The organism is Flagellimonas algarum (assembly GCF_040513375.1).
Classification (GTDB): Bacteria; Bacteroidota; Bacteroidia; order Flavobacteriales; family Flavobacteriaceae; genus Flagellimonas_B; species Flagellimonas_B algarum.
The window spans coordinates 1,339,511-1,365,851 of record NZ_JBEVTG010000001.1 but is presented as its reverse complement, the minus strand read 5'-3'; the positions used below and the strand labels follow the sequence as shown (position 1 = coordinate 1,365,851).

Annotated in this window: 25 protein-coding genes; 15 read left to right on the top strand and 10 right to left on the bottom strand. The window is 47.5% G+C overall.

Going from position 1 to position 26,341, the window contains the following annotated elements:
- Positions 1 to 8 precede the first annotated feature (8 nt).
- The 10 genes from ABV409_RS06240 (at position 9) to ABV409_RS06195 (ending at position 8,203) form a co-directional block, all read left to right on the top strand.
- Positions 9 to 590, top strand: coding sequence for a pyridoxine/pyridoxamine 5'-phosphate oxidase (locus tag ABV409_RS06240; RefSeq protein ID WP_353876686.1), 582 nt, complete (start codon positions 9 to 11; stop codon positions 588 to 590).
- A gap of 77 nt (positions 591 to 667) precedes the next feature.
- Positions 668 to 1,069 (top strand): helix-turn-helix domain-containing protein, encoded by a 402-nt coding sequence (locus ABV409_RS06235; RefSeq protein WP_353876685.1) that lies wholly within the window; start codon positions 668 to 670, stop codon positions 1,067 to 1,069.
- 33 nt (positions 1,070 to 1,102) lie between these two features.
- Positions 1,103 to 1,498 carry a VOC family protein gene (locus ABV409_RS06230; protein ID WP_353876684.1) on the top strand — a complete coding sequence of 132 codons (396 nt, stop codon included), beginning with the start codon at positions 1,103 to 1,105 and terminating at the stop codon, positions 1,496 to 1,498.
- A gap of 104 nt (positions 1,499 to 1,602) precedes the next feature.
- On the top strand, positions 1,603 to 2,382 hold the full coding sequence (locus ABV409_RS06225) for an SDR family NAD(P)-dependent oxidoreductase (protein ID WP_353876683.1): 780 nt from the start codon (positions 1,603 to 1,605) through the stop codon (positions 2,380 to 2,382).
- 57 nt (positions 2,383 to 2,439) lie between these two features.
- Positions 2,440 to 3,354 carry a helix-turn-helix domain-containing protein gene (locus ABV409_RS06220; RefSeq protein WP_353876682.1) on the top strand — a complete coding sequence of 305 codons (915 nt, stop codon included), beginning with the start codon at positions 2,440 to 2,442 and terminating at the stop codon, positions 3,352 to 3,354.
- A gap of 26 nt (positions 3,355 to 3,380) precedes the next feature.
- On the top strand, positions 3,381 to 4,265 hold the full coding sequence (locus ABV409_RS06215; protein WP_353876681.1) for a hypothetical protein: 885 nt from the start codon (positions 3,381 to 3,383) through the stop codon (positions 4,263 to 4,265).
- Between the two features lie 36 nt (positions 4,266 to 4,301).
- Positions 4,302 to 6,140, top strand: a complete 1,839-nt coding sequence (locus ABV409_RS06210) for a Xaa-Pro dipeptidyl-peptidase (protein WP_425589994.1) — start codon at positions 4,302 to 4,304, stop codon at positions 6,138 to 6,140.
- Between the two features lie 84 nt (positions 6,141 to 6,224).
- A complete protein-coding gene (locus ABV409_RS06205) occupies positions 6,225 to 7,103 on the top strand; it encodes a helix-turn-helix domain-containing protein (RefSeq protein ID WP_353876680.1) in 879 nt (292 codons plus the stop codon).
- Between the two features lie 118 nt (positions 7,104 to 7,221).
- Positions 7,222 to 7,752, top strand: a complete 531-nt coding sequence (locus tag ABV409_RS06200; RefSeq protein WP_353876679.1) for a nuclear transport factor 2 family protein — start codon at positions 7,222 to 7,224, stop codon at positions 7,750 to 7,752.
- A gap of 10 nt (positions 7,753 to 7,762) precedes the next feature.
- Positions 7,763 to 8,203, top strand: coding sequence for a cupin domain-containing protein (locus tag ABV409_RS06195; protein WP_353876678.1), 441 nt, complete (start codon positions 7,763 to 7,765; stop codon positions 8,201 to 8,203).
- A 2-nt stretch (positions 8,204 to 8,205) separates the two neighbouring features.
- Here the strand turns inward: ABV409_RS06195 and ABV409_RS06190 are convergent, their stop codons facing one another.
- Positions 8,206 to 9,066: a pseudouridine synthase gene (locus ABV409_RS06190; RefSeq protein ID WP_353876677.1), complete on the bottom strand. Its 861-nt coding sequence runs from the start codon at positions 9,064 to 9,066 to the stop codon at positions 8,206 to 8,208.
- Between the two features lie 122 nt (positions 9,067 to 9,188).
- Between ABV409_RS06190 and ABV409_RS06185 the strand changes: the two genes are divergently transcribed.
- Positions 9,189 to 11,993: an alpha/beta hydrolase family protein gene (locus ABV409_RS06185; protein WP_353876676.1), complete on the top strand. Its 2,805-nt coding sequence runs from the start codon at positions 9,189 to 9,191 to the stop codon at positions 11,991 to 11,993.
- 3 nt (positions 11,994 to 11,996) lie between these two features.
- Here the strand turns inward: ABV409_RS06185 and ABV409_RS06180 are convergent, their stop codons facing one another.
- The 4 genes from ABV409_RS06180 to ABV409_RS06165 form a co-directional block, all read right to left on the bottom strand.
- The gene (locus tag ABV409_RS06180) at positions 11,997 to 12,950 is read right to left on the bottom strand and encodes a carbon-nitrogen hydrolase family protein (protein WP_353876675.1); all 954 of its coding nucleotides are present in this window, start codon (positions 12,948 to 12,950) and stop codon (positions 11,997 to 11,999) included.
- The gene (locus ABV409_RS06175; RefSeq protein WP_353876674.1) at positions 12,947 to 13,852 is read right to left on the bottom strand and encodes a geranylgeranylglycerol-phosphate geranylgeranyltransferase; all 906 of its coding nucleotides are present in this window, start codon (positions 13,850 to 13,852) and stop codon (positions 12,947 to 12,949) included. The genes ABV409_RS06180 and ABV409_RS06175 overlap by 4 nt, the downstream gene beginning before the upstream one ends.
- Positions 13,853 to 13,862: 10 nt before the next feature.
- Complete coding sequence (locus tag ABV409_RS06170) at positions 13,863 to 14,795, bottom strand: mevalonate kinase family protein (RefSeq protein ID WP_353876892.1); 933 nt, start codon at positions 14,793 to 14,795, stop codon at positions 13,863 to 13,865.
- 125 nt (positions 14,796 to 14,920) lie between these two features.
- Positions 14,921 to 16,003, bottom strand: coding sequence for a diphosphomevalonate decarboxylase (locus ABV409_RS06165; RefSeq protein WP_353876672.1), 1,083 nt, complete (start codon positions 16,001 to 16,003; stop codon positions 14,921 to 14,923).
- An 88-nt stretch (positions 16,004 to 16,091) separates the two neighbouring features.
- Between ABV409_RS06165 and ABV409_RS06160 the strand changes: the two genes are divergently transcribed.
- Positions 16,092 to 16,565 (top strand): TspO/MBR family protein, encoded by a 474-nt coding sequence (locus ABV409_RS06160; RefSeq protein WP_353876671.1) that lies wholly within the window; start codon positions 16,092 to 16,094, stop codon positions 16,563 to 16,565.
- Between the two features lie 2 nt (positions 16,566 to 16,567).
- Here the strand turns inward: ABV409_RS06160 and ABV409_RS06155 are convergent, their stop codons facing one another.
- A complete protein-coding gene (locus ABV409_RS06155) occupies positions 16,568 to 17,107 on the bottom strand; it encodes a DUF1697 domain-containing protein (protein ID WP_353876670.1) in 540 nt (179 codons plus the stop codon).
- 77 nt (positions 17,108 to 17,184) lie between these two features.
- On the opposite strand from ABV409_RS06155, the gene glpK reads away from it, so the two are divergent.
- Together glpK and ABV409_RS06145 are read left to right on the top strand one after the other, a co-directional pair.
- Entirely contained in the window at positions 17,185 to 18,681 is a 1,497-nt protein-coding gene (gene glpK / locus ABV409_RS06150) for a glycerol kinase GlpK (RefSeq protein WP_353876669.1), read from the top strand.
- An 18-nt stretch (positions 18,682 to 18,699) separates the two neighbouring features.
- Positions 18,700 to 19,428, top strand: a complete 729-nt coding sequence (locus ABV409_RS06145; RefSeq protein ID WP_353876668.1) for an MIP/aquaporin family protein — start codon at positions 18,700 to 18,702, stop codon at positions 19,426 to 19,428.
- 1 nt (position 19,429) lies between these two features.
- Here ABV409_RS06145 and ABV409_RS06140 read toward each other — a convergent pair whose 3' ends face one another.
- Both ABV409_RS06140 and ABV409_RS06135 read right to left on the bottom strand, forming a co-directional pair.
- On the bottom strand, positions 19,430 to 20,698 hold the full coding sequence (locus ABV409_RS06140; RefSeq protein ID WP_353876667.1) for a BaiN/RdsA family NAD(P)/FAD-dependent oxidoreductase: 1,269 nt from the start codon (positions 20,696 to 20,698) through the stop codon (positions 19,430 to 19,432).
- Entirely contained in the window at positions 20,698 to 21,393 is a 696-nt protein-coding gene (locus ABV409_RS06135; RefSeq protein WP_353876666.1) for a glycerophosphodiester phosphodiesterase, read from the bottom strand. Before ABV409_RS06135 ends, ABV409_RS06140 begins: the two co-directional genes overlap by 1 nt.
- 243 nt (positions 21,394 to 21,636) lie before the next feature.
- On the opposite strand from ABV409_RS06135, the gene ABV409_RS06130 reads away from it, so the two are divergent.
- On the top strand, positions 21,637 to 22,056 hold the full coding sequence (locus ABV409_RS06130) for a hypothetical protein (RefSeq protein ID WP_353876665.1): 420 nt from the start codon (positions 21,637 to 21,639) through the stop codon (positions 22,054 to 22,056).
- A 58-nt stretch (positions 22,057 to 22,114) separates the two neighbouring features.
- Here ABV409_RS06130 and ABV409_RS06125 read toward each other — a convergent pair whose 3' ends face one another.
- Positions 22,115 to 24,007 carry an alpha-amylase family glycosyl hydrolase gene (locus tag ABV409_RS06125; protein ID WP_425589993.1) on the bottom strand — a complete coding sequence of 631 codons (1,893 nt, stop codon included), beginning with the start codon at positions 24,005 to 24,007 and terminating at the stop codon, positions 22,115 to 22,117.
- 22 nt (positions 24,008 to 24,029) lie between these two features.
- Positions 24,030 to 26,333: a glycoside hydrolase family 65 protein gene (locus ABV409_RS06120; protein ID WP_353876663.1), complete on the bottom strand. Its 2,304-nt coding sequence runs from the start codon at positions 26,331 to 26,333 to the stop codon at positions 24,030 to 24,032.
- Positions 26,334 to 26,341: the final 8 nt, after the last annotated feature.

The window sequence follows — 26,341 nt, the reverse complement described above, 5'->3', positions numbered from 1 at the left end:
TTCGGACTATGATGGATAACGCCCACCCCATGACCCTTTTCAAGCAATGGTTTGAAGCGGAAAAAAGACAATCAAAAGTCGATATCCCAACAGCGGTATGTATGTCGACTATGGGTACGGATGGTTTTCCCAATGCCCGTTTTGTTTCTTTGAAAGAAATCATCGATGACAAACTGATCGTAACGGGCCCCTTGACCTCCCGAAAAGGAATCGAGATCAAATCCATTCCCAAAGTGGCCCTTACGTTTTGGTGGACAGCAACGAAAAGACAAGTTCGAATTCAAGGCTTGGCTGAAAAAATAACCGATTCGGAAGCGGACCGGTATTTCGAAGAAAGGAATACCTTGGCGAAGGCCGTCGCTTCGATTAGCCGGCAAGGTCAGGTCGCGTCGGACCTTTTTGATTTGCAACAGCAAACGATAGTCCAGTCCGATTCACAAAAATCCATCCAAAGACCTGACCACTGGGGTGGGTATGCCATAAGGCCTGTTCGTGTGGAACTTATGCAATTCAAGGAAAGTCGCTTCCACCAAAGGCATCACTACGAGTTTCGAGATGGTCAATGGCATAAGCAGGTACTCCAACCCTAACCCATTGCATTTACATACCGGAACGAGCTTGCTGTTTTCAATTTTAGTATCTTACTACCACCCACTGTGAGGATACAATGAACCATTACCAATCCAAAATAGCGGAAATCAAGGCGCGTATCTATGCCAATCAAAATCAGTTGGACACCGTCATCGCCCTACGGAAGGATATCGACGCCCATTTTGACCTCGACCTGAATTTAGATCGTTTAGCACAGCATCACTTTGTTTCGAAATTCCATTTGTTGCGCCTGTTCAAACAATACTACGGCCAAACCCCCAAACAATACCTGACCGATGTACGCTTGAAAAGATCAAAAGAATTGTTGCAACAGGGTACTTCGGTCACTGAAACCTGTTTTGCAGTGGGGTTTGAAAGCTTGGGCTCGTTCAGCAGCCTGTTCAAGACGCGAAACGGGATTCCCCCAGCGAAATACCAAAAAGAGCAACTTTCAAGAAGCAAGGAATCGAAAGAATAAGCATCTTCGAGCAACCTTCTAAATGGAAACCATATGAGAGTATCTGTATTGAGCATTCCCGTAAGGGATCAAGAAAAAGCGCTGAAATTCTATACGGAAGTCCTTGGCTTCGTGAAAAAAATGGATGCCCCGATCAGTGAAACCAGTCGATGGATCACGGTCGTTCCCAAAGACGAACAAGACGGCACCCAGATATTGCTCGAACCCGCCCCGGTACACTTTGAACCCTCTAAAGTATTTCAAGACGCGATTTTCGAAGCCGGTATTCCCTGGACCCAGTTCGATGTTGAAAATGTTGAGGAAGAATACGAACGTCTAACCGGCATGGGTGTTGAATTCAGTGTCGAACCCACTGTTATGGGTACGGTGAAAATCGCGGTGTTCAACGATACCTGTCACAATTACATCCAATTGGTCGAAACCTTGTAAGTCCCTTGCCGCACCCTTCCTGAAAAAAGTATACAACAATCGGCAATTCGAATACATCCTCCTTGCCTACCCGCCCTAATTTTGTCGTATAAATCTTAAAACAAATGAATACGACAGCATTGATCACAGGCGCAAGTAGTGGTATCGGCAAGGAATTGGCGACCATACACGCCGAAAAAGGGGGTGACCTCATCGTAGTGGCCCGAAGGGTCGATAAATTGACCGCCTTAAAGCAGGAGTTGGAAAAGAAACACGGCATTCAAGTAACACCTGTCGTCAAAGACCTCAGTACTCCAGGTGCGGCTAAATCGCTTTTTGAAGAAGTGAAGGCGAGCGGAATCCAAGTCGATTACTTGATCAATAATGCAGGGTTCGGGCTTCGGGGCAAGTTCTATGAGCTGGGCTGGGAGCGCCAACTCCAAATGATCCAATTGAACATGGTGGCCCTAACGGAGTTGATGCATCTCTTCTTACCGGAAATGGTCGCTCGAAATAATGGAAAAATTTTGAATACCTCGTCAACCGCCTCTTACATGCCAGGGCCGTTGCAGGCCATCTATTTTGCCACCAAATCTTACGTGAACTTCTTGGGTAATGCGGTGGCCGAAGAACTGCACGATACCAATATCACCGTTACGACGCTCATGCCAGGGGCAACGGAGACCGAATTTGCCAAAACCGCCGATATGGAACAAACCGATCTGTTCGAAAAAGCGGTTTCAGCACGAAGTGTAGCCGAAGATGGGTATGCAGGAATGCTCGATGGGAAACTAAACGTCGTTTCGGGATTGACCTTTTCACAGAAACTCATGATCGGAATGATCCCGTTTACGCCCTTAAAAGTCCAGTTGAAACAAGTACGTAAAATGCAGGAAGTAAACTAAGTAAGGAGATGCGAAAAGGCAAATTCCGTATATTGGATAGGCAAAACTTTGAATAGTATGAAAGAGATCATCCGTGTCGAAAGCATTGCCCAAATCCATGGGTTTCTGGGCCTTGACAAACCCAAACACCCCTTGATTTCGATCTTTAATATCGATGACAAAATCGAGCGATTCGAAGTGGACGGTATCCGGTATGCTATCGACCTTTATCAAGTCAGTTTGAAAGGTAATTGCCCCTTCACGATTTCGAATTATGGACGTAATTCTTATGACTATGAGGAGGGGACCATGGTTTTCACCGCCCCAGGTCAGGTATTGGAATTTGAAAAAGGCTATCGCCCGAAAGAAAAGTATGGCTGGACTTTGGTTTTCCATCCCGACCTACTCCGTAAATCGGAATTGGGCAAAAAAATGGACGGTTATTCCTTTTTCAGCTATACCTCCAACGAGGCCTTGCATCTTTCAGAGGACGAGCGTAAAACGGTAACGGAAATCGTCGGTAAAATCGATAAAGAGCTCCATACCAATATCGATGCCCATAGTCAAACCCTAATCGTGTCGAATCTCGAACTATTATTGAATTACAGCGTCCGTTTCTACGACCGGCAGTTTTATACAAGGACCAACCTCAACCAAGATGTGGCCAGCGATTTCGAGCTATTGTTAAAAGCCTATTACAAAGACGGAAAACAGCTGGAATTCGGAATTCCAACCGTTAAGTATTGCGGTGAAGCCCTGAACATGTCACCGAAATACCTAAGTGATCTGCTGCGAAAGGAAACCGGTCAAAGCACCCAAGACCACATCCATCAATTCCTGATCGCACGGGCCAAGAACCAACTTTTGAATTCGACGGCCAGTGCAAGTGAAATTGCCTATTCTTTAGGGTTCGAATACCCTCAGTACTTCAGTAAAATGTTCAAGAAGAAGACGGCCATGAGCCCCAATGAATTCAGGCAGCAGTTAAACTGACCCAGGCATTTTTGGTAACTTGGGGCATGGCTGAAATCCTACAAAATGGCGACCTCATCCTTCGAATCGACCTTCCATTCGAAAACTATAAGGCCGCCCGGTTTGATCAATCCGGAAAAATCAGTTCGGTAACCTACAGGGGGATGGTGCTGACCGTTGATGAAAAACCCGAATTTCAAAACGATGCCCTGCACGGAAAAGGCCTCTACAATGAATTCGGTATTGAGAGGGCTTTGGGTTTCGAGGCCGCAGCCCCTGGGGGTTGGTTCCATAAAATCGGGGTAGGCCTTTTGAAAAAGGAGGATGGGCCCTACGCCTTTGACAAACCGTATACCATTGAACCCGCCAGCTTTGAAATGGAACGCCATAAAGAATCACTGACTTTTCAATGCGAAGGGAAAATGGTGAATGGTTATGGATACCTTTTGACCAAAACCATTGCATTGGAAGACCAGGGTTTTTCAATCAGCTACGTTCTCGAAAATACAGGGGAACAACGCATAGCGACTTCCGAATATGTGCACAATTTCTTCGCTCTCCAATCAGGTACGAGTGGAGGATTCCCTTGTCTTGAACTACCCTTCGCCATCGATCCAGAGCGATTTTGGGAAACGGTGAACCCAGAAGCTGCTATCAGCTTTGGGAAAGACGCCCTATGTTGCGATTTTAACCCGAAAAGACAATTCTTCATTGACCATTTGAACGGAACCGGGCAGGTAGATGCAGCCTGGGCATTGTACCACCCCCATTCTAAATTACGGGTACGGGAACAGGGTGATTTCAAAACCAACAAGGTCAACCTTTGGGGATGGCGGCATGTGATCAGTCCCGAGCTGTTCAAAACCATCGACTTGGGTCAAGCGGAAAGCGCTAAATGGTCGCGTAACTATCGAATCGAAATGGGGGACTAAAACGGTGCCCTCCGCTCTTTTTAGTACATTTAGGACATGATGAAAAACTCCCTCCTCCTATTCGTTTGTTTTAGCCTATGCGTTGCAGTCCTCAACGGACAAAATCAAGAAAGAACCGTTCCTGTTTTCAAAGATGGTGAGGCCCAGGTGGTTCCTGGGTTCGAAGATGCCAGTCAATGGATCCGACATGACCTTTGGGTCGCGACGGGGTTCGATACCGATGGGGACGGAAAACCGGATCGCATGCACGTTTCAGTAACCCGACCTTCGCAAACCGAAACGGAAGGCCTGAAATTACCGATCATCTACGTTTCAAGCCCGTATTTCGCCGGGGTAGCGCCCTTCGTCGAGGGCTTGTTTTGGGATGTCAAACACGAATTGGGTGAACCCGCGAAAGAACGCTTGCATCCGGAAGTTAAACGCACCGGAAAACGGCCGATCATTTCAAACTCCCACATCAATACTTGGGTGCCCAGAGGGTATATCGTAGTACACTCCTCTTCTCCGGGTACCGGACTCTCCCAAGGATCTCCAACGGTCGGGGGTGACAACGAGTCGTTGGCCCCAAAGGCGGTCATCGATTGGCTCTGTGGACGGGCCAAAGGATATACATCAAGCAACGGCAATGAAGAAGTCAAGGCTTATTGGTCGACCGGAAAGGTGGGCATGACCGGCACCTCATACAATGGCACCATTCCCCTTGCCGCGGCCACAACGGGCGTCAAGGGCTTGGAAGCGATCATACCCATCGCCCCGAACACCTCCTACTACCACTATTATCGTTCAAACGGACTGGTTCGTTCTCCAGGCGGGTATTTGGGGGAAGATATCGATGTCCTTTACGATTTCATCCATAGTGGTGACGAATCGAAAAGGCCCTACAACAACAAAACGGTTCGGGACGGAGAAATGAAACAAGGCATGGACCGCATTACCGGTGATTACAATGAATTCTGGGCCGGCCGGGACTATTTGAACGAAATGGGACCCATGAAAGCCGCCTTGTTGATGTCACATGGCTTCAACGACTGGAACGTGATGCCCGAGCACAGTTACCGCATTTACAAAGCGGCGGTTGAAAAAGGCATTCCCAGTCAGATTTTTTACCATCAGAACGGTCATGGTGGCCCCCCACCGCTATCCATGATGAACCGCTGGTTTACCCGATACCTCCACGGGGTCGAAAATGGGGTGGAAAAGGATCCCAAAGCGTGGATCGTTCGCGAAAACGACTCCCCACAAGAGCCGACACCCTATCCTCAATATCCCAATCCAGATGCAGCCCAGGTAACTTTATACCCTTACGCAGGGGCTCCAGCACTAGGGCAATTGCAACTGACGAAGAGCGAAGAAAGGATTTCCGAAAAAATCAGTGATAATTATTCGTTTTCCGGAGCTGCCCTGGCGCAGGCCGAAGTAACCGATCATCGGTTGCTCTATGTGAGTCCGGTACTTTCAAAAGACGTGCATATTTCAGGGGTGCCGAGGGTCAGCATTCGCTTGTCGAGTAGTAAAGCGGCAGCCAATCTATCGGTATGGTTGGTGTCACTACCTTGGAAAGCAGGAAAAAGGGCCAAGATCACCGACAATATTATTACCCGGGGTTGGGCCGATCCCCAAAACCACCGCTCCCTACGCGAAAGTGAACCACTCGAACCCGGCCGGTTCTATGAGCTAAGTTTTGACTTGATGCCCGATGATCAAATCATCCCCAAAGGACAACAGATCGCATTGATGGTTTTCTCAAGTGATCGCGAATTCACCCTTTGGCCAGAACCTGGCACCGAACTGACCGTTGACCTCAGCGGTACCGAATTAAGCATACCCGTTGTCGGAGGTAGTCAAGAATTGGAACAAGCTTTCAAAAATGAGTAAAGGGAAAGGGTGTTGGGGATAGACAAGGTTTCCGGAACTATCCGCCCGACACTACCGACCAGGTGAATTAAACGGACAAAGAAAATGCAACCGTCGATCAAGGAAATCGAGTTTGCCCATCCACGAGACAAAACCAGTCACATCGATCTGGTTTCCTTGCAAAAGGTCCTCCAACTGCAGCCAAAAGACCACGATCAATTTGATCATCACAAGCTTGGGTTCTATGTATTGCTATTTATTAGTGAAGGTACCGGAACCCATAGCATCAACTATAAAGACCATCAGTATGAACAGGGTACGGTCTTCTGCATGCGAAAACATACGGTACACCGGTTTCATAAATCGAACGCAAAAGGAAAAATTCTGATTTTTACCGAAGACTTCGCCGTGCGATTTTCAAGTCGAAACGAAAATTACCGCCTATTTCAATTGTTCAATGAGCTTCTGGGCTCCCCAAAACTACAATTGACAAAAGCCGAGTTCGAGACCCTTTCGGGCTTTATCGGGCATATTGGTGAAGAACTGCGGAACATCGATCCACAGGCTACGGAAATCGTTCGTAATCTAGTGCAGCTCATCGTACTCAAGCTGTACCGCATCAAATCGGTTCAATACCGCCAACTTTCGAATGACACGGCCATTTTGAAGTTTATTGAACTTCAAGAACGAATTGAAAATGAATGCTTTGAACAAAAAAGCGTTACGTATTACGCCACTGCCCTAGGTGTGAGCACCAAAACATTGAACAATGTTACGCGAAAAATAATCGGAAAGAACACCAAGGCCTTTATCGATGAAATCTTGATCCTGCGGATCAAACGGCTTTTGGCGAATTCCAAACTTACGATGACCGAAATCGCCTACCGCTCGGGTTTCGATGAACCGACCAATTTTTTCAAGTTTTTCAGAAAGCGCACCGGTATTTCACCTAAAGCTTTTCAGAAACAGCTGAAAACGAACTAGTTTCCGATTTTTACCCTATATCGGCTAGTATTTACCACCAGTGGAATTCCGTTCGATTTATTTTTGTCGGGATGGATGAAATCCCGTCCATTATGGATTAAAACACAAAACCATTCGTATGAAAAGACTTGCAGCTTTCGTTTTGTTCGGCATGTTACTCCCAATCGGTTGTGCTGAGAAAACCCCTAAAGAACCAACGCCCGAACCTCAAGAAACAACATTAACCGAAACCACTGCCGATATTTCGCAATCGACCATGGATGTCGCCAATGCTTTTATGGGCGCCATGGGCAAAGGTGATATGGAGACCATGATCGGTTTGATGCACGATGATATGGTCTGGCAGAATTCCGGCGACAAAAGCCTACCCTGGATCGGACCATGGTACGGAAAAGAATCCATTTTGAAGGATTTCCTTCCTGTATTCGGAGAAAATTTCAAAACCTTGAAATGGGAACCGACTGATGGTTTCGCCAGCGGCGATACGGCTGCGTATTTCGGGCAAATGAAGGGGCTTTTGACCCGTTCGGGCCGAGAAACCCGTGAATTCACCTATGCGTTGCGGGTCAAGGTCAAAGACGGTAAGGTCATTTTGTGGAATTGGTTCGAAGACAGTTACGAAGTATCACGCGCTTATCACAATAACTAAAAACCATCACATGGATTCCAAAGAAGTCATTCGCAACGGCAAAGGTGAGAATTACGACTATTCCCAAGATCATTGTTTCGTCAAACTCTCATCGGACCATACCAATGGAAGTTTGAGTTTCGTTGAAGACAGCTTGAAACCCGGTTTCTATTTAGGGAGACACCACCACAAGATCATGACCGAGGTATTCTACATTCTTGAAGGTGAGGTAGAGCTGATCTTCGATGAGGAGACCATCATCGCTAAACCGGGTGATACGGTCACCGTACCCCCGCATGTTTGGCATGCCGCCCGATGTAAGGAAGGCGGAAAGATGCTCACCATTTTCCATAAAGGGCAGTTTGACCGCTATTTGAAAAAGTTATCGACCCTTACCGATCAAGATTTCGAGGACGCCCAATTGATGAAGGCGATTTCAGCGGAGTTCGATATCTATGAAAGTGAATCCTGACCCTAGCGGATCATCCCTAAATTGATGACCTCCTGCTCGGTGAGAAAACGCCAGTGACCGCGGGGTAGGTCTTTTTTGGTAAGACCGGCAAAGACCACACGGTCCAATTTGACCACATCATAACCCAGATGCTCGAAGATGCGTCTTACGATCCGATTACGTCCTGAATGGATCACGACCCCGATTTCCTTCTTCGGGGCGCCTTGAACATAACTGATCTCATCGACTTGAACCTCGCCGTCGTCAAGGGTAATGCCCTCCCCGATTTTCTGCAAATCCGATGATTTGAGGTTTTTGTCCAACTGCACATGGTACATTTTACGTACCCCGTGTTTTGGATGCGTCAGGCGTTTGGCCAAATCCCCGTCGTTGGTAAAAAGCAAGAGTCCGGTGGTTGCACGATCCAAACGGCCCACAGGATACAGGCGGTTATTGGATGCGCTTGAGATAAGCTCCATCACAGTGCGTCGGCCTTTTTCATCATTTGTGGTCGTGATGAAGTTCTTCGGCTTGTTCAACAACACATATTCTTTTTTCTCCGGGTTCAACCGACGCCCATCGAAACGGACATCATCGTCTCTTTTGACCTTAAAGCCCATCTCCGTGATCACCTCACCGTTCACGCTAACGTTGCCTGCGGCAATATAGGTGTCCGCCTCACGTCGTGAACAAATACCCGCATTGGCGATATACTTGTTCAAACGGATCAGGTCTGGATCTTTTTTGGGTTTCGAGCCGCCGCTTTTCTTGGCACGCAGCTGTTCACGAGCGCGTTCGGCAAAGCTTCCTTTTTGTTGATTACCCTTCTTGAAGTTTCCGCCGCGTCGGTTCGAAGGTTTGCGGCCATTGTCTGATTTCGCCATCAGTCATAAATTTTGCGCAAATGTACATAAACCCAACGGAACGGACACCACCATTTCAGACGCTATTGACTGGGGTAAACTTCCTTGAATGCGCTATATTTATGGGGACTAATCCACTTGAAATGAAAACCCGACAACTCTTCCTGATCTTTGTCTGCATTCCCTTTTTGTCATTGGCCCAAAAAAAGGTACTTGACCACAGCGATTACGACCGTTGGCGCACCATTGAAGGTGAAGCGGTATCACCAAACGGCTCCTATGTGCTTTACAGCCTTGAACAGGGCGAAAAAGACCACAGCTTAAGCGTACTTGATACCAAAGCGAACGTCATTCTCCGCTATCCCAGAGGTCAAAAAGGACAGTTTAGCTACGATTCGAATTATGCCATTTTCACCATCAAGGCCTGGAAAGACAGCGTTGATGCCATGAAAAGGAGAAAGGTGAAGAAGAAAGACCTTCCTAAGGATTCGCTTGGTATCCTGAACTTAAAGGATGGCTCATTGACGAAAATCGGGAACATCAAATCCTATAGACTCCCCGAGGAATGGTCGGGCTACTTGGCCTATCAATTGGAAGAAATCAAGAAGAAAGCGAAAGCGAAAGAAAACGGGAAAGCACAAGACTCGGTTGCCAAAGAAGAATCGGCCAAAAAGAAAAAGAAGGCTAAAAAAGTGGGCAAAAAGACCGGCTACCACCTTGTACTGCATGACTTGGAGACCCAAAATGAAGACACCATACCTTTCGTTACCGATTTCACCTTTGCTAAAAAAGGAAAATGGCTTGCCTATATCACCACTGGCACGGTACTCGATAGTCTAACCGAAGTCAAGGTCAGGAATATGGAAACCGGAGCGACCACCACCGTACACAGCGGTCGTAAGACCAAATACCATCAATTGAAATTCAGCGCTACTGGAACCAAACTCGGCTTCATCAGTGATAGCGACACCACCAAAGTACAGCTACGACCCTACGAATTGCACCTATGGCAAGAGGAGGGTTCCACAACCAAGCTGCTTGACAACCCGAGCGCACCAAAGGGGTACGTGGTCTCAAAAAACGGAACCGTTCATTTTTCTGAAGATGAATCGAAGTTATACTTCGGTCTGGCCACACCCCCAATCGAGAAAGATACCGCTTTGTTGGATGATGAAATCGTCAATGTGGAAGTATGGACCTATGATGAACCCCGTCTCTATACCGTGCAGGAACTGCAGTTGAAAAACGACTCGATACGGGCCTACACTTCGGTCTATGACCTTTCGGAACAAAAGATCGTTCCCTTGGCCAATGCCGATTATTACGAAACCGACTTAGGGGATAAAGGGGATGCCGAACTTGCCCTGATCCGCAACGGAATGCCCTATGCCCTCTCGAGCCAATGGACCGCACGAAGGTATTATGACTACCAAGTCATTGATGTAAAAACAGGGGCAAGCCTGCATGAATTCAAAAAAGCTCCCCGCATGCAATTGAGCCCAAAGGGGCGCTATGCCTTTGGCTATAGCCGCATCGATAGCACCTGGTTTACCTACGGCATGCGCTCTGGCGATTACCACGCTTTGAGCAAGGGAATCGTCGGATATAGCGAGGAAAACGACTATCCGAACTATCCCTACCCCTATGGTGTGGCCGGGTGGACCAAGGAAGATGGGCACCTCTTGATCTATGATCGCTACGACATCTGGAAAATACAGCCCGAAACCGGACAAAAAGAACGGCTGACCAATGGCCGTCCTTCAAAAACCGTGTATCGGTATCTGGATCTCGATCCTGAGGAAAAGGCCATTGATTTGGAACAACCTGTGTTGCTAAGCAGTTTCAACGAAACCACCAAGAACGGGGGTTATGTAGCCCTAAATGCTTCCAATGGAAAGATGACCACATTGGTGACGGCTCCATATCGATTTTCAAGGCCGATCAAAGCCAAGCTCGCCGATCGCGTCATGTTTACCAAACAGTCCTTCGAAACCTTTCCTGACCTTTACCTGAGTACATTGGATTTCAAACGTCCGATCCAAGTAAGTGATGCCAATCCACAACAAGAGGAATACAATTGGGGAACCATGGAATTGGTGGATTGGATTTCATTGGATGGTAAAAAGTTGCAAGGGATGTTGGTCAAACCGCAGGATTTTGATCCAAATAAAAAATACCCGCTTTTGGTCAACTTTTATGAAAAGAGTTCCGATGGCGTCCACCGACACCGACATCCAAGGGCCGAACGATCGACGATCAATTACAGCCTGTATGCCAGCAAAGGGTATGTCATCTTCAATCCCGATGTGCACTACCGCATCGGCTACCCCGGTGAAAGTGCCTACAATTGTGTGATTCCAGGAATCACTTCCCTCTTGGAAAAGGGCTATATCGACCGCGAACGTATCGGGGTTCAAGGCCACAGCTGGGGAGGCTACCAGATCGCCTATTTGGTCACCCGAACCGATATTTTCAAAGCGGCGGAATCAGGAGCCCCCGTACCGAATATGATCAGCGCCTACGGTGGAATCCGTTGGTGGACCGGGTTGAGTCGACAATTCCAATACGAACATACCCAAAGTCGCATTGGTGGCACGCCTTGGGAATATCCTCAACGCTATATCGAGAATTCACCGATTTTCAATATCGACAAGATCAATACCCCGTTATTGATCATGCACAATGACGCCGACGGCCATGTGCCTTGGTATCAGGGCATTGAATTTTTCGTAAGTCTGAGACGTTTGGGGAAACCCTCATGGTTTTTGAACTACAATGGGGAACCCCATTGGCCGCTGAAATTGCAAAATCGAAAGGACTTCAGTATCCGTATGGCCCAATATTTCGACCATTATCTAAAAGGTGCGGGCAAACCCTCATGGATGGATCGCGGCTTGCCCCCTATCGAAAAAGGCATTTTGAAAGGGTATGAATTACTTGACGAATGAACCTTATCCTTCTAAGGATAGTGTCGATTGCCGTTCGCGGTTAACCGTCAATTTGGTTACGTCCGGTCTTGAATAGTGGCCCACGGGATCAAAATTTTGTCGTTCTTCGAGCACGCGGTTAAAGTCCAATTCTTGAAAGATGAGGCCTTCTTTACCCACCACGGGTTCCACGATCCACTCCCCATCAGGGCCTGCGATACAAGAACCCCCGTTGGCCAAAACTTTGGGGGCCTTGTCTAGGATCTTATTCAAATGGGGCGTATGTTCAGGAAAATCGCCATGGCCCATCATTGATGAGACCGATATCACGAAACTGCGGCTTTCCCTGGCGATAAACCGGGTTATGTCTTTGGTATTGTTCAAGTTGCCGGGCCAGACCGCGATATGCAAGTTCTCCCCTTGACCATATAAGGCGGCACGTGGTAAAGGCATCCAATTCTCCCAACAATTCAACCCCCCCACGGTAAAGCGCTTCAAAGGATGCACCCGCAGCCCATGGCCGTCGCCGGGCGCCCAGGTCAACCGCTCATCATAGGTGGGTTGCAGTTTGCGATGCACCGAGCGTATCTTTCCTTCTGGATCGATGTACACTAGGGAAGCGTACAGGCTATGCCCTCCTCGATCCACAGGCTTCTCCATAATACCTAGGTAAATGGCCATTTGGTGCGCTGCTGCCAAGGCACAGATCGAATCCAAATCACCGGCTTCAATCGCTATCGCGTTGCGTATGTAATGCGCATGTAACTCTTTGTTGACCTCCAAATTCCACGCAGCTCCATCGGTATAGGCCAGCCAAAACGGGTAGCCAGGCAAAAGTGCTTCACCGAAAACGATGAGCTCGGCTTTTTCGACGGCCGCAGCATTGATATTCGATTCGATTTTTTTAATAGTGGCATCCTTGTCCAACCAAACCGGGGCGATTTGTGCCATGGCCACTTTCAGCCTTGCTTCTGTCATAGAATTCGATTTAAAACAACATCCAAGTCGATCAACAAGATACTGAAAACACCTGCGATAATGATGAACTTTAAGATGTTGTGCAGGCCTACATAATGCATTTTGGCACCCGAACGATAGAGCAACACCAAGAACACGATCAACAAGATCCCCGAGGCGATGAAGTAGAAGGTCATATACCCCACATCAAAGACATAGATCAAAAGATAGGTCGGCACCAAGGTTAGGGCGATCAATAGGGCGACCAATGATTTGGCCATTCGTGCCCCCAGCATGATCGGCAGGGTACCATATCCCTGAGCGATATCGCCGGCCATACTTTCCATATCCTTGATGATCTCTCGTGACAAGATCAATAAAAACAGGTATAGCGCATGAACGAAAATGACGGTCTCGAAATTTCCGTAGTAAACGAAAACCACGAAAAACGGGGCGATTGCCAAGGTGGCAGAGATCAAATTCCCGATTCCCGGTAATCGCTTCAACCGATGCGAATAGATCCAAATACCGAAAATATAGGCTGAAAAGAAAAACACCGCCCGAAACGAAATGTAACTCGCCGCGAAAACCGCCAAAAAATTCAAAACGAAATAGGTCGTCAACTTAAACTGTTGACTCACCAATCGGTCTAACATGCTTTTGGTAGGTTTATTGATCAAGTCCTTTTCCGCATCATAGAAATTGTTGATGATATACCCTGCTGCGATGACCATGGCCGAGGCAATGACAATTAGAAAAAGGTTCCCGTCCAAAACCACTTTTCGAAGGGGCCAATCGGGTGCGAGAATGTAAATGGAAGCCAGATATTGGGCGAGGATGATCATCAGGATGTTGTATCCCCTCACCACAGAGAATAGACTCAAGAGCTTGAAAAGCAAGAGTTTATTCTTTCGGCTGAACATGCGAGGACTGCTAGAAGTTGTAGACCACTTCAAGCTTGTGGCCATCCAAGGCTTTCTGGGCACGGTCGATATCTTCGGTAAAGCCTAAGATATAGCCACCACCGCCAGAACCACAAAGTTTTAAATAGTAATCGTTGGTTTCGATCCCTTTCTGCCAGAGTTGGTGGAACTGGGATGGAATCATCGGTTTGAAATGATCTAAGACCACATGCGAAAGTTGTTTGACGTGACCGAACAACGATTTGATATCACCATTCAAAAAGTGATCGACGCAGGCATCGGTATGTTTGATGAACTTTTCTTTGATGACCTTACGAAACCCTTCATGCTTCATCTTCTCCATGAACAATTGTACCATAGGCGCAGTTTCGCCGGTCATGCCGCTATCCAACAAGAACACCGCACCCTTACCTTCTTTATTCTGCGAAGGAAGGCTGGTCGATTCGATATTATCTTTTGAATTGATCAAAATCGGCAGACTCAAATAACTGTTCAAGGGATCTAGGCCTGAGGATTTGCCATGGAAAAACGACTCCATTTTACCGAAAACCGTTTTTAAGGTCAGCAATTTATCGCGGGTCAGGTTTTCGAGAACGGTAATCTTTTCATGGGCATACTTATCGTATATGGCGGCTACCAAGGCCCCACTACTTCCGATTCCATAGCCTTGGGGTATCGAACTATCGAAATACATGCCATTGGCAATATCGTCGCGGAGGGCTTCCAAGTCAAAACTGGCGACGCCTTCCTGCTGTACGGTGGCCAAATAATCGGCAAAGGCATTCAATCCTTCATTCGAGGCTTTTGCAGTGCCCTCCAAAGTGTCGGTGGTTTTCAACGCCCCTTTGAAGAAGTTATATGGAATGGAAAGTCCCTTCGAATCCTTGATGATCCCATATTCTCCGAAAAGAAGGATTTTTGAATAAAAAAGTGGGCCTTTTATGTTATTTTGTTCAACCATATTTCAATAAATGTAAACAAACTGGGGCAGGCTATCAAATTATTGGGAGTTCTTTGTGAATCACCTCCCTACAGCAACGTAAATTTGTAAGAATAATTATACAAATATTACAGTTTGGAAGCCCCTGTTCCAACCCTGTCGCAAATATAATGTCCGTTTTCGCAGTATGCAACCAATTCATCCTGAATAAATTGAATGGCTTTTTCCTTAACTGATTCAGGATAGAGCAGGTGCACGTTGGCCCCGGCATCCAAGGTGAAGCAAATCGGAACGCCTGTGGCTTTCCTGAAATCCCAAATTTTATGGATGACCTCAAGGGTGTTCGGCAGCATCAGCATAAAATAAGGACTTCCGGTCATCATCATGGCATGCAGGGTAAGCGCCTCGCTTTCAACCACTTCAATAAATTCATCAAGGGCCCCGTTTTTAAGGATTCCCCTTAAACGCACGAGGTTTTCATGGGCTTGGTCAAACCTTCGCGCTGCAAAAGGATGCCCGTTCATCAAACCATGACCCACCGAGCTGCTGACCGTCTTCTGCCCTTTGTGGATCAATAATATCGTATCGTGATAACGCTCAAAACTTTTATGGATTTCGTAAGGATAGTGAATCCCGTACAAGTCGGAACTGGCTTCGATTTCTTGATGCGCCCCCCATTGTACAAGTCCACCCTCAATACTTCGGCAAGCACTTCCTGACCCCAATCGGGCCAAAAAAGAAGCTTTTTTCAACAGATAATCCTCTGAAAGCGAGGTGTTAGCAAGTCTTTCGATTTCCAATATGCATAGCGCCAATGCAGCCATACCACTGGCCGAAGAAGCGATACCACTGCTATGGGGAAACGAATTGCTGCTATCGATAACGAACCGATACCCTTTAAGGAAAGGGGCAAACGGAAGAATTCTTTCGAAGAACGTCTGGATCTTTGGTTTGAATGCGGGTTTGGACCGGCCTTCAAAACGGAAATCAAAATCGACCTCAGCTGCCGGTTCCGATAGACGCTCGAATTGCATGGTCGTTCGGGTCGCACAGGCGTCAAGGCTAAAACTGATGGAAGGGTTGGCCGGAATCTGACCGGCCTTCTTCCCCCAATACTTGACCAAAGCGATATTACTAGGGGCTTTCCAACCGATACTTCCCGATTCGGGGAGCGTATCCAATTGCTTAGGAACAAAATCCTTTTCGGTCATCAAACGAATTTTGATCAAAGATACTGGATGTTGGGTACTAAAACCCATGGTTCAAATAAATTGTTATTTTAGTAGGAATTGTACCACCATGAACCGCAAAGTCCTTAAAATCTTCATCACCGTTGCCGTTTGTTTGCTCATCGGTTTTTTGTCGAGCTTTGCTACCCAAAGTTCGGTCAACGACTGGTACTTGACCCTCAACAAACCCAGTTTCAATCCGCCCAATTGGCTGTTCGCACCTGTTTGGACGGTGTTGTATGTGCTGATGGGTATCGCCGCGGGAGTTGTTTGGGGCAAGGGATTTTACCATATTTGGGTTAAGACCGCCTTGTACCATTTCGGCTTTCAGCTATTATTGAATGCCTTATGGAGTATCGTTTTCTTCGGATTCAAGAATCCTTTGGCCGCGCTGTTCGTAATCGTAGTGTTGTTGGTACTGATCGTACTGACCATTCGATGGTTTCGAGTGGTAAGCAAGACCGCCGCCATATTGATGGTGCCCTATCTACTTTGGGTCGGCTTCGCAACCTTGCTCAACTTTAAGATCTGGCAATTGAATTGAATTCATGGGTCAGCGGCCAAGGCGATCATTTTTTCAATGGTCTTCAAGTTTCTTGCCGTTGCGGCCACTCCCAGTTTTCGCTCGACAAGGTTATTGCTCAGTTTGGCTTTGCCATAGCCGGCAAGGCAGTTCAAATACACACAGTGGTCGGTCACTTCGAATTCCTCGTGTTCGAAATGCATTTGTTCAAAGGCCTTGACCCGATCGGGTGCCCCAGCTTCAGCCAATAAGACGAAATAGAGCTGGCGCCCATCCGCTGTACCTGAATAGGGGTTGTTCGAATGGATCGCCTGTAAAAGGCCTAAGGTCATGACCAATACAGGCACCTCAAACCCATAACGATCCACGATCTTATCCTTGATTTCGTTGGCTAACAAAGCACTGTCGGCCAATCCGCTTTTGAATACCAAGTTGCCGCTCTGGATATAGGTTTGCAACTCTTCAATGACACCTCCTTCGAGGCAGGCTTTCAACTCGGCCATTTTAATCTTCTTCTGACCCCCAACATTGATTCCTCGGAGAAAGGCGATATAGGTCTCCAAATTTTAAGTCTTTATTCGGTTACTTTAGCCAAGCTACACAAATTATTTTAGTAAATTCCATTTCCAAAATCCATGCAATGACAAAGTACATTCTTGCCTTAGATCAGGGCACTACGAGTTCGAGGGCAGTTGTATTCGACAAAGCGGGCACGATCGTTTCAGTGGCCCAAAAAGAATTCACCCAAATTTTTCCCCAGCCAGGTTGGGTAGAGCATGATGCTACCGAAATATGGTCGACCCAGGCGGGTATGGCGGCTGAAGCGGTGACCAAGGCTGGGATCAAGGGCGAGCAGATCGCCGCTATCGGAATCACCAACCAAAGGGAGACGGCCGTGGTTTGGGATCGAAAAACCGGAGAGCCGGTCTACCATGCCATCGTTTGGCAAGATAAACGCACTGCGACTTTTTGTGATGAACTCAAAGCGGCCGGCAAGGCCGATTTGATCCGGGAAAAAACCGGATTGGTGATCGACGCCTATTTTTCGGCCACCAAAGTAAAATGGATCCTTGATAATGTGGAAGGAATGCGCGAACGCGCTGAAAATGGCGAATTGGCTTGGGGAACGATCGATTCTTGGTTGATTTGGAAGATGACCGAAGGGGAACTGCATATCACCGACGTCACCAATGCATGCCGTTCGTTGATCTTCAACATCAATACCATGCAGTGGGATGACGAACTGCTCGATTTGTTCACCATACCAAAAAGCATGTTGCCCGAGGTGCGTCAATCAAGTGAGGTCTATGGGCACACCAGCCCGAATTTCTTCGCATCGAAAATCCCGATTGCCGGTATAGCCGGTGATCAACAGGCCGCCTTGTTCGGACAGATGTGCACCAATCAAGGCATGGTCAAAAATACCTACGGTACGGGTTGCTTCATGTTGATGAATATCGGGGAGAAACCGATCGTTTCCAAAAACAATTTATTGACCACCGTCGCTTGGAAGATCAATGGAAAGACCACCTACGCCCTTGAGGGGAGCATCTTTATCGCTGGAGCCGTGGTACAATGGCTTCGCGACAGTTTAAAGATCATCAAAACCTCCTCAGAGGTCGAAACCTTAGCGGGATCTGTCAATAGTTCAGAAGGGGTCTATTTCGTTCCTGCCTTTGCCGGGTTGGGGGCACCCCATTGGAACCAACATGCGCAGGGCACCCTTTTCGGGCTTACCCGGGGCAGTACCGATGCCCATGTCGCCAGGGCGGCCTTGGAATCCATCGCTTTTCAGACCATGGATATCCTAAAGGCCATGGAAGCTGATTCAGGGATTTCGATCAAAGAACTCCGTGTCGATGGTGGTGCAACGGTGAACGATATGCTGATGCAATTCCAGGCCGATGTGTTGGATACGGTCGCGATCCGACCTGAAATCGTGGAAACCACGGTGATGGGAGCCGCTTATCTTGCAGGTTTGGCGGTCGGATTCTGGGAGAGCCAAGAAGAAATACAGGACATTTGGAAATCGGATGTCCAATTCAAACCCACCCAAGAGCGTGGATCGATCGAAACGGCCATCAAAGGCTGGTATCGGGCCATCAACGCTTTGGAATATTGGAGCAAAAACGACTAAACCTTTTCAAGACCAACCATGACACCATTTATAGCAGAACTGATCGGCACCTTTTTACTCATACTCTTAGGGTGTGGGGTCAACGCCAATGTTTCACTGAACAAAACCTATGGGTCCGGTTCGGGTTGGGTGGTGATTACCACCGGATGGGCCTTGGCGGTTTACGTAGGGGTCGTTGTCGCAGGACCGTATAGTGGGGCGCATATCAATCCGGCAGTTACCCTAGCGTTGGCCATGGCCGGTGAATTTTCGATTTATGATATACCGCAATACCTGGGAGGTCAAATGCTGGGTGCGATGTTGGGGGCGTTTTTGGTGTGGCTCTTGAACAAAAAGCATTTCGATGCCACCGAAGATGGGCCGACCAAACGAGGGGTATTTTGTACCGCCCCTGCCATAAAGCATACCCCCTTGAACTTCCTCTCAGAAATGGTCGGTACTTTTGTTTTGGTTTTTACCATTCTCTTTTTTACCGATGCTACCTTGAATGAAAGCAACACGATCATCGGTTTGGGTTCATTGGGTGCCTTACCGGTTGCCCTTTTGGTGTGGGTCATCGGGCTATGCTTGGGCGGCACCACGGGCTACGCCATAAACCCGGCAAGGGATCTCGGACCGCGTTTGATCCATGCCCTAGTTCCCATCAAACAAAAAGCCTCGAATGACTGGGGGTACGCATGGATTCCGGTACTCGCCCCGATAGCGGGGGGACTTGTTGCCGCCTTATTGGCGAACACGTTGCTCTAAGCTATTTTTCGGCGATAGCCTGGGCAATGAGATAGGCCCCGGTCCAAGCGTTTTGGAAATTGAAGCCTCCTGTAATGGCATCGATATTAAGCACTTCCCCGGCCAAATAAAGGTCGGACAGTAGTTTGCTTTCGAAGGTCTTGAAATTCACTTCTTTTAAGTCGACACCGCCTGCCGTTACGAACTCCTCTTTAAAGGTGCTTTTGCCGGTAACTTTAAAAACACACTGTGTCAATTGTACTGCCAATGCTTGAAGCATGGGTTTCGGAATATCGGCCCACTTCATATCCTTAGGAATGTCGGCCGCCTTGACCAAAGCGATCCATAGCCTGCTGGGAAGATCGAATAACTTTGTCTTCACCACAGTTCGTTTGGCATCCATTTGTTTTACTTCCATCAAGAATCCTTCGACGGATCCCGTTGTGTATTCGGGTATCCAGTTCACCTTGATCTTAAAATGATAGCGATACTCATGAAGTAAGCGGGCTCCCCATGCGGATAATTTAAGAATCGCAGGGCCACTCAACCCCCAATGGGTAATCAGCAAGGGGCCATCGGCTTCTAAAACCGGATCATTTCTCACGGCGCTCTTCAATTGGATGACGATTTTCGAGTCGTAGTGCTTTTTGGGTAGTACAGCTACCGAGGCCTCGGTGCTCAGCCCTTGTAATCCTTTGATCCTGGGGTCATCGATATTGAAAGTGAACAATGAAGGAACCGGATCCACGATTTGGTGGCCCAATCGACCAAGCATTTGCCAAACTTTCGGGTTGCTTCCGGTGGCGACCACCACGCGTTTGCCAACATAGTGCTTGTTTTTCGTTGTGACTTTCCAATGCCCGCCTTCGACAGGCTCTAAAGCCTTGACCGGATTGTTTTTAAGGACGGTGACGCCAAGGCGTTCTACCTCTGATTGAAAACAATCGATGATCGTTTGCGAGCTATCGCTTACCGGAAAAATACGCCCGTCGGATTCTACCTTCAAGGCCACACCCCGTTCGTTGAAGAATTCCATAACATCGCCAGGTGCATGGCTGTGGAAAGGGCCCAAAAGTTCCTTTTCACCACGCGGATAATGGGTTGTGAGCTCTTTGGGGTCAAAAGCGGCGTGTGTGACGTTACAGCGGCCTCCGCCTGAAACCTTGACTTTTGAAAGCACACTTTTTCCCCTTTCGAAAATCGCAACCTTCAAGTTTGGCCTACGTAGCCCGATCTGAATGGCGGTGTAGTATCCCGCCGCGCCACCACCGATGATGATGACATCGAACATTATTGGATTCGATCTGGATAATTGGTAAAAATACCATCGACCCCGAAGTCGAGCATTTTCTGTAAATCTTCAGGCTCGTTAACGGTATAGGTGTAGATTTTGAATCCCGCCTTATGGATCGCTTTGATATTGGTTTCGGTAAGGCTTTTAAAATATGGGTTGATTGCAACCGCGCCCAACTCTTCAGCTACCGGAATGGCCTCTAAGGGGTCCTCTTCGGTCAATACGGCAATGGCTACTTCTTTATTCAACTCGCGGATACGTCGCAATTCGTCCCAATTGAAACTGGATATCACGAAATTGGACGCCGACCACCCCCGTTGTTTGATGTAATAATCCATAATGAAATTGACCCGATCTGCTGTTTCGGCCCCTTTGAGCTCGATATTCAAGGCCACCTTGTTGTCGATCAATCGCAAGACCTCTTGAAGCATCGGTATCTGGTGATTGCCGTTCAACACCACCTGTTTTAAATCGGTGATATAATAATCTTCAATAGGACCTCCTGCATTGGAAAGACGTTCAAGGGTCTCATCATGGAAAACGACGATTTCCCCGCTCTTTATTTTGAAGACATCGATCTCGATCATATCTACCCCGAGATCCATCGCTTTTTGAATGGAGGCCAAGGTGTTTTCCGTTTCATATCCCATCGCGCCACGATGACCGATGACCAATGTGGTTTCTTGATCCATAGTGCAGGCTGTGCTGGTTAAAAGTGCGAATAATGCCACAAAAACCTTCATGTTCTTTATGTAGTGCTCCATGGCTTAAAAATACAACTTGCTGCTGAATATCCGCCATGGAAGGCACACATTAGCTACGCCTTTTTTTGAATCCTGAATTATCATATCTTCAATATAAGATGCTATATTTTAATGATATGGCAATTTTTTTACTATATTGTCAAGATTTTTTAACCAACAAAACTAAATCGTATGTTTTCAAAACAAAATCTTTTGGCTACCCTCGTGACCACCGTGGTCATGTTCCTCTTGGGATACCTCATTTGGGGGGTAGCGACAGCGGATCTCTTCGAAGGATACGTCATTTCGGACGTCATGAAGGATCCACCTGATTTTATGTTCATTATCATCGGAAACCTATTTCAGGCCTTTGCCATGTGCACCCTGTACAGCAAATGGAGTCGAGGGCACCACAGTGCCAAAGAAGGGGCTGAATTCGGACTATGGTTCGGGGTTTTCGTAGGATTGGGGATTTGGATGATCCAATACGCCACGGCTAACTTAATGGCCTTGAACGGATACTTGATCGATGCGGTTCTTGAGATTGTCTACTATGCGGTTGCAGGGGTCGTCATTGCGATGATGTACAAAGCGACCAGCCCGAAAAGCTAACTAGCTGACCAACTTGACGGAAGGCGGATCGGAACCTGGGTTTCGGTCCGTTTTTCTTTTATTGTAAAGAAAGGATCATCGATTCTAAGGGCGCTAACGAAATGTTGATCCTACCTACCCCGTTCTTGACCTGCAAATCAGGAACGGCCTTACCATAAAGTGCTTCGGTCAAATCATGTGCCCCTGACTGAAGCTTCCATGCCGACACCACAGTTTCGGGCAACTTCAAATCAAGGGAATACGAACGCTCCGAATCGAAATTCGAAACGATGATCAGGCGCTCTTCCTCCGACCATCGTACAAAGGCGAATACCCTATGGTCATATCCTTGGGTATGTTCCTTGTTGTTGTAGTGGATTTCTTGGTAAGGCCCCATCAGGGCACTACTGTTGATGGTGAAATTCAGTAATCTTTGGTAAAAATCACGCAACTCACGTTCTTCTGAAGTCAACTGGCCACCATCGAATTTTTTGTCGTTCATCCAACGTTGATGCGCGGGTACTCCGATATAATCGAATATCGATGTTCGTGTCGGACTTCCGAATCCGGCGTGCTCAGAACCATCTTCACCGACTTCCTGGCCGAAATAAATCATCGTAGGCGATGTACTGATCGTTGCGGAAACGACCATTGCCGGTTTGCCGATCTCAGCTTGACCTGCAAAATCAGGACTCGCGATACGTTGCTCGTCGTGGTTCTCCAGAAAGTGCAGCATATGGTGTTCGATGTCTTGCATCCCCGATTGCACAGTGTGGATGTGGTCGGTCCACCCGTATCCTTTCATAATATGTTTTAAGCTATCGTAAAGCTCGACTTTATCGTAGAGGTAATCCATCTTGCCCTTGTGGATGTAATCACGATACAATGCGGGATTGTAGACCTCGGCCAATAGGAAGGCATCCGGATTCTTCATTTTGATGGACGAGTTCAGAAAACTCCAAAATTCCACTGGGACCATTTCGGCCATATCGAATCGAAATCCGTCCACACCCTTATCCAACCAATACAAGGCGATATCGCGAAATTTGATCCAAGAATCGGGCAACGTCTTATTTTCCCAAAATTCCGAATGGGCCTTGGGGCCTTTTTCGGCATAGCTATCGGGAAGGCTATCGAAATCGATCGTCCCATCGGGCCTGACTCCATAATTCACCTTAACGGTCTCATACCAATCGTTGAAGTTGGGTTTTGCCAAACGTGACCCGTTGCCCGTCCATTTGGCGGGAACTTCGACGAACTTGCCATCCGCCAAGGTGTTTTCACCACCTCCAAGGGGCCGGTACCCCTCTTGCCAATCGGGCAATTCAAAAGGGGTATCGGGAACGTAGTAGAAGTTGTTGTCCTTATGGTACTCCAAACCGATATCATCCCCTGATCCAAAATCGGAAACCCCTTCCGGGTTGGTTATCCCCTCATAATTCCTGGCGACATGGTTCGGCACGATATCGATGATCACCTTCAGCCCGATGCTATGGGTTCTGGCGATCAAGGCTTCGAATTCCTCCAATCGCTTCGCGGGATCCACTGCCAAATCCGGATTGACATTGTAATAGTCTTTAACGGCATAGGGTGATCCGGCCCTTCCTTTCACCACATCGGGATCGTCATTTGAAATGCCATAGGCGGTATAATCATTGATTACCGCATGATGCGGCACCCCGGTATACCAGATATGGGTTACCCCAAGCTTCTTGATCTCTTCCAATGCCGTGTCATCAAAATCGGCAAACTTACCTACTCCATTCTCCTCTAGGGTACCCCAAGGCTTATTGGTGGTATTGGTATTGCCGAACAATCGGGTAAATACCTGGTATACCACTGCCTTTTTTTCCATTCGTTGCATAGTTTCAACCGTGGTTTTGGTGGAAGATTCTTTTTTGTCCGTACAAGAAGTCAACGAAAGCAACACCGCTATCGCTGCACATGCCCGTATTTCAAATCGACCTACCATAGTGTTTCAGTAATCGTTTCGATCAGGCGGAGATGGTTTCATTCGGTCGCAAGACCACTTTTTTACCGTTCACCCGTATCGACATTTCCTCTTTGCCCATCAATTCATAACTCGACCCCTTGGCATCGATATTGATTTTGATGATGCGATCACGGAAATTGACCTTGAAACTGTACGCCTTCCATTGTTGTGGTATCTGCGGATTAAATGAAAGTTTGTCTTCGATTACCCGCATTCCACCGAATCCTTCCACGATACTCATCCATGTGCCGGCCATTGAAGTGATGTGCAAGCCTTCTTCGACCTCCTTGTTGTAGTCGTCCAAATCAAGCCTCGAGGTACGAAGGTAAAACGTGTACGCTTGGTCCATCCTCCCTAATTTTGCGGCCTGGATGCTATGCACACAGGGCGAAAGCGATGATTCGTGCACGGTAAAGGGTTCATAAAAATCGAAGTGCCGCTCCAATTCTTCCGTCGAAAAATGATCTTCGAAGAAATAAAAACATTGCAGCACATCGGCCTGTTTGATGTACGGTGATCGCAAGATGCGGTCCCAACTCCACTTCTGGTTCAATGGCCGTTCCGATTTGTTCAGATTGGCGACCTTGACCAGGTCTTTGTCCAAGAAGCCATCTTGCTGCAGATAGAGCCCCAATTTTTTGGAATATGGGAAAAACATGTTTTCGGCTACCTCGGCCCATTGCTCGGTTTCGGCTTCGGTCAACTTCGTTATGCCGATGATGCGCTGATAATCGTCTGGGTAACCGTCCTTAACTTTTTGTAGCTGCTCGAGGGCATAGGTGATACACCACTTGGCCGAATAATTCGTATACCAGTTGTTGTTCACATTGTTTTCGTATTCATTCGGACCGGTAACCCCTAAGATCACATACTTTTTCTTTTTGGTCGAATAGTTCGCCCGTTGATGCCAGAAACGCGCTATTCCGATCAAAACTTCCAAACCCATTTCAGGAATGTAGGTGTAATCGCCTGTAAATCGATAATAATTGAAAATGGCGAAGGCAATGGCGCTATTCCGGTGGATTTCCTCAAATGTGATTTCCCATTCGTTGTGGCATTCCTCGCCGTTCATGGTCACCATGGGGTACAAAGCCGCACCATTTGAAAACCCAAGTTTCTTTGCATTCTCGATCGCTTTCTCAAGATGGTCATAACGGTATTTCAACAAGTTCCTGGCTACCGTTTGGTTTTTGGTCGTCATGTAGAACGGCAAGCAGTAGGCCTCGGTATCCCAGTAGGTGCTCCCTCCATATTTTTCCCCGGTAAAGCCTTTAGGACCGATATTGAGTCTGGAGTCTTTTCCCAAATAGGTTTGGTTCAACTGAAAAATATTGAATCGGATCCCCTGCTGTGCCTTTACATCCCCCGAAATGGTGATATCACTCATGTTCCAAATCGCGGCCCACGAATTACGCTGTCTATCGAGTAAGGCCTCGAAGCCCAATCCGATGGCGTTATCAAGGGCTTGATTCGCGGCCTTGACCAAAGTATCCGGGGCGTGGTTTCTAGAAACGGTATACCCCGCATATTTGTACAAGGTCATCGTTTCACCGGCTTGGAGTTGCTGGCCAAACGTAAAAGAAACCTTGGTTTCGGTCGATGATTCTTCGGCCTTGGCGATCGCATCACTGCCATGGAATGCCTGGGCGTCCATAAAGGTACAGGTCGCGAAATTCGTTTTCATGGTGTGGGCCTCGATAAAGGCCCGGTTACCCGCCATACTGACCCCGGTGGTATTCCAGAATTTATCGTCCCAATTGCTGTCTTCATTGGTGATGCCACTATCCAAATAGGGCATCATGCGCACCTCGGCATCCCCTTCGAGCAGTTGAAGTTTATATTCAATAGCACCCACCTCGTCGAAATCCAAGCTAAGAAAGCGCAACACCTCCACTTTTACTTTGCAGCCATTTTGAAGTTGCGCCTCGAAACTCCGGGCATACCAACCTTCTTTCATATTGAGTTCCCTTCTGAAACCGGTCACGGACTCGCATTGGTTCAAATCCAAGGTTTTGCCACCGACCGAAATCGAGATCCCGATCCAGTTCGGTGCGTTCAATACTTTGGCGAAATATTCAGGATATCCGTTCTTCCACCATCCTACCCTGGTCTTATCCGGGTAATACACCCCTGCGATATAACTGCCTTGAAAGGTTTCGCCTGTATAATCCTCTTCAAAATTCGCACGTTGCCCCATGGCACCGTTTCCGATACTGAAAAGGCTTTCTGAAGATTTTACAAGTTCGGCATCGAATCCTTCTTCGATGATCGACCATTCGTTTGGTTTGATATAATCCTGGTTCATTGAAATTC

Coding starts and splice junctions, on each gene's coding strand:
- ABV409_RS06240 (WP_353876686.1), top strand. CDS start 9: ATGATGGATAACGCCCACCCCATGACCCTTTTCAAGCAATGGTTTGAA.
- ABV409_RS06235 (WP_353876685.1), top strand. CDS start 668: ATGAACCATTACCAATCCAAAATAGCGGAAATCAAGGCGCGTATCTAT.
- ABV409_RS06230 (WP_353876684.1), top strand. CDS start 1,103: ATGAGAGTATCTGTATTGAGCATTCCCGTAAGGGATCAAGAAAAAGCG.
- ABV409_RS06225 (WP_353876683.1), top strand. CDS start 1,603: ATGAATACGACAGCATTGATCACAGGCGCAAGTAGTGGTATCGGCAAG.
- ABV409_RS06220 (WP_353876682.1), top strand. CDS start 2,440: ATGAAAGAGATCATCCGTGTCGAAAGCATTGCCCAAATCCATGGGTTT.
- ABV409_RS06215 (WP_353876681.1), top strand. CDS start 3,381: ATGGCTGAAATCCTACAAAATGGCGACCTCATCCTTCGAATCGACCTT.
- ABV409_RS06210 (WP_425589994.1), top strand. CDS start 4,302: ATGATGAAAAACTCCCTCCTCCTATTCGTTTGTTTTAGCCTATGCGTT.
- ABV409_RS06205 (WP_353876680.1), top strand. CDS start 6,225: ATGCAACCGTCGATCAAGGAAATCGAGTTTGCCCATCCACGAGACAAA.
- ABV409_RS06200 (WP_353876679.1), top strand. CDS start 7,222: ATGAAAAGACTTGCAGCTTTCGTTTTGTTCGGCATGTTACTCCCAATC.
- ABV409_RS06195 (WP_353876678.1), top strand. CDS start 7,763: ATGGATTCCAAAGAAGTCATTCGCAACGGCAAAGGTGAGAATTACGAC.
- ABV409_RS06190 (WP_353876677.1), bottom strand. CDS start 9,066: ATGGCGAAATCAGACAATGGCCGCAAACCTTCGAACCGACGCGGCGGA.
- ABV409_RS06185 (WP_353876676.1), top strand. CDS start 9,189: ATGAAAACCCGACAACTCTTCCTGATCTTTGTCTGCATTCCCTTTTTG.
- ABV409_RS06180 (WP_353876675.1), bottom strand. CDS start 12,950: ATGACAGAAGCAAGGCTGAAAGTGGCCATGGCACAAATCGCCCCGGTT.
- ABV409_RS06175 (WP_353876674.1), bottom strand. CDS start 13,852: ATGTTCAGCCGAAAGAATAAACTCTTGCTTTTCAAGCTCTTGAGTCTA.
- ABV409_RS06165 (WP_353876672.1), bottom strand. CDS start 16,003: ATGACCGAAAAGGATTTTGTTCCTAAGCAATTGGATACGCTCCCCGAA.
- ABV409_RS06160 (WP_353876671.1), top strand. CDS start 16,092: ATGAACCGCAAAGTCCTTAAAATCTTCATCACCGTTGCCGTTTGTTTG.
- glpK (WP_353876669.1), top strand. CDS start 17,185: ATGACAAAGTACATTCTTGCCTTAGATCAGGGCACTACGAGTTCGAGG.
- ABV409_RS06145 (WP_353876668.1), top strand. CDS start 18,700: ATGACACCATTTATAGCAGAACTGATCGGCACCTTTTTACTCATACTC.
- ABV409_RS06140 (WP_353876667.1), bottom strand. CDS start 20,698: ATGTTCGATGTCATCATCATCGGTGGTGGCGCGGCGGGATACTACACC.
- ABV409_RS06135 (WP_353876666.1), bottom strand. CDS start 21,393: ATGGATCAAGAAACCACATTGGTCATCGGTCATCGTGGCGCGATGGGA.
- ABV409_RS06130 (WP_353876665.1), top strand. CDS start 21,637: ATGTTTTCAAAACAAAATCTTTTGGCTACCCTCGTGACCACCGTGGTC.
- ABV409_RS06125 (WP_425589993.1), bottom strand. CDS start 24,007: ATGGTAGGTCGATTTGAAATACGGGCATGTGCAGCGATAGCGGTGTTG.
- ABV409_RS06120 (WP_353876663.1), bottom strand. CDS start 26,333: ATGAACCAGGATTATATCAAACCAAACGAATGGTCGATCATCGAAGAA.